Raw genomic sequence first — 2618 nt, 5'->3', positions numbered from 1 at the left:
TGAGTAGTAAGCATTAGTGGTACCGACAGTCAGCAAATTCTGGTACCGGAGGTAAGCCAATGATGGTACCGCCCTAGAATCTGTGCGGAGCGTCCAATAAGGGGCGCCAGTCACAGAAAGGGGCATGCTTATGTCCAAGAACAAGCAAATCCTCCTGGCTCTATTGAAGGGAGGCTCCAGCCAAGACGCGATCGCGGCAACATTGCACGTCAGCAAGCGAGACGTTTCCGCCGCCGCAAAGGCGGTCTCGAATCACGGCCTCGGGTTCGCGGACGTCATGGCGATGGATGCGGCGGCCATCGACGACACGTTCTTCCCCAAGAGACAGGCCGGGCGCAAAAAGGATGACGCCTACCTCCAGCCTGACATGGAGGACCTCGTCGAGCGCAAGAAGAGGAACCGCAAGCTGCCGGTGAAGCTCATGTGGGGAGAGTATTGCGACATGGCGGCGTCCGCGGGGATGGCCGCCTACTCCTACCAAACCTTTTGCGACATGTTCGCAAAAGAGGCGGGCTCCACTGGCGCGGCAAGGCACTTCGCCCACGTCGCCGGCGAGAAAGCCTATATCGATTGGGCGGGAGACGCCGCCAAGCTGACGGATCGAGTTACTGGGAAAATCACAAAAGTGCACGTGCTGGTGGTGGCGTTGCCTCATTCCGCATTCTTTTGGGCTGGCGGTTTTACCGACATGAAGCAGGCATCGTGGCTTGACGGGCAAATGGAGGCATTCGAGGCGTTTGGCGGAACGCCCCGAATGCTCATTCCCGACAACTGCGCCACTGCCACCGACCGGGGGTCGGTCTATGTCACGCTCGTCAACAAGGACTACGGCAGATTCGCCGAGCACTATGGGGCGGCGGTGGTGCCCGCGCGGATTAGGGCTCCGCGCGACAAGGGCCTGGCCGAGTCAACCGTCAACCTTGTCGAAGAATGGGTGATAGCGCCCTCCAACGAGCTCATATTCTATACCTTGGACGAGTTCAACGAGTATTGCGCCGAGCGCGTCGCCTGGCTCAACGACAGGCCGTTTTCCGACAAGGAGGGCTCGAGGCGCGAGGCTTTTCTCGACAGGGAGGCCGAAGAGCTGCTGCCGCTCCCCGCGGAGCGCTTCGAGCTTTGCGAGTGGCGACGATGCAAGGTCGCGCCGAACTACCACGTCCGCATAGACTACATGCACTATTCAGTGCCCCACGCCCTCATCGGCAGGACCGTCGATGCGCGCGTGTCGGCCGGCGAGGCGCGCATCTTTGACGGCGGCGACCTCGTCGCCGAGCACGCGCGGCTGTTCGGCAGGAAGAGCCAGTACCCCACCGTCGTCGAGCATATGCCCGCAAACCACAGGGAGGTGGAATCGCCTTGGTCGCCTGACAGGTTCACCTCATGGGCGGCAAAGGTCGGGCCAGAGACCGAGGCCGCCATACGCGCGGTCTTGGCCTCAAGACCGGTCGTGGAGCAGGCCCTCGTCCCTTGCCGCAACATGCTGGGGCTTGCCAAGCAATATGGCCCCCGCTATCTCGAGCGCGCCTGCGCCAGGTCGAACGAGCTTGCCGCCGTCCCCAGCTACACAGGGCTCAAGAACGCGATATTGGCGATGCGGGACGCCGAGCGCCACGACGGAGCCGCCAACCCCCCTGCCGCAAAAGGCGCAAGACCGCGGGTCGTCGACAACGCGAAGAGCGCCGGCCGGCTTCGTGGGGCGGACGCGTACAGGCGGACAAAAGGGGGTGAGGCCGCATGCTGACCGAGGAGGACTTCGCCAGGTTCAAGGAGTTCAGGTGCACCGCCATGGGCAACAAGCTCAGAGAGATCATAGACGACCCCGCCTACGACTCGATGACGTTCGAGGAGAAGGTCAAGGAGATGATAGACGCCCAGGTCAACGCGAAGGTCACGAACAAGATCCAGAAGCTGAACAAGGCGGCCGGGTTCAAGCTGGCCGACGCCTGCGTCGAGGAGATAGTCTATCTGCCCGAACGGAAGCTGAGCAAGGACCGCATCACGCGCCTTGCGTCCTGCAAGTGGGTTGAGGACAACGAGGTCGTCGTCATAATCTCAAAGACGGGGTGCGGCAAAAGCTACGTCGCCCAGGCGCTCGGCAACGCGGCTTGCCGCAACCTTCATTCCGTCCGTTACCGCCGGCTTGCCGACATATTCGCGGACCTGAACCAGGCGCGCGCCGCCTGCGATGGGAGCTACTACGAGAGGATAGACGAGTTCAAGACGGTGAAGGTCCTCATAATGGATGACTTCATGACGACGCCGATAACCACGGAAAACGCCATAGACCTGTTCGAGATACTCGAGGCGAGGGAGGGGACCGGGGCGACGCTCATCGCCTCTCAGCTTGAGCCCAACGAGTGGTATCTGCGCATCGAGGGAGAGCTTATGGCCGACTCGATTTTGGGACGTACCGGTTCAACGGCGAGGTATCTTGACCTCGACGGGCCAAACATGCGTGAATACTTCGCCAAGAAAAAACAAGAGGAGGAAGCTAGTACCAACTAAAGCCGATTCGCGGTACCGTCATTTGCTGACTGGCGGTACCGCGAAGGCTTACTACTCACTCATGGGCTTTTTGCCGCCGAGTCCCGAGTATTTGCTCCGGATCGGTTCCGGGG

Annotated in this window: 2 protein-coding genes; both read left to right on the top strand. The window is 61.1% G+C overall.

The features are described 5' to 3' along the window. Positions 1-130: 130 nt before the first annotated feature. Positions 131-1741, top strand: coding sequence for an IS21 family transposase (gene istA / locus U5709_RS04275; protein ID WP_321972872.1), 1611 nt, complete (start codon positions 131-133; stop codon positions 1739-1741). Beyond that, complete coding sequence (locus tag U5709_RS04270) at positions 1735-2505, top strand: ATP-binding protein (protein WP_321972871.1); 771 nt, start codon at positions 1735-1737, stop codon at positions 2503-2505. Before istA ends, U5709_RS04270 begins: the two co-directional genes overlap by 7 nt. The last annotated feature ends 113 nt before the right edge of the window (positions 2506-2618 follow it).

Origin of the sequence: Paratractidigestivibacter sp., from assembly GCF_963660155.1 — a bacterium.
GTDB lineage: Bacteria > Actinomycetota > Coriobacteriia > Coriobacteriales > Atopobiaceae > Paratractidigestivibacter.
The sequence above is the reverse complement of the archived record's forward strand: the minus strand, read 5'-3'. Positions and strand labels throughout refer to the sequence as shown.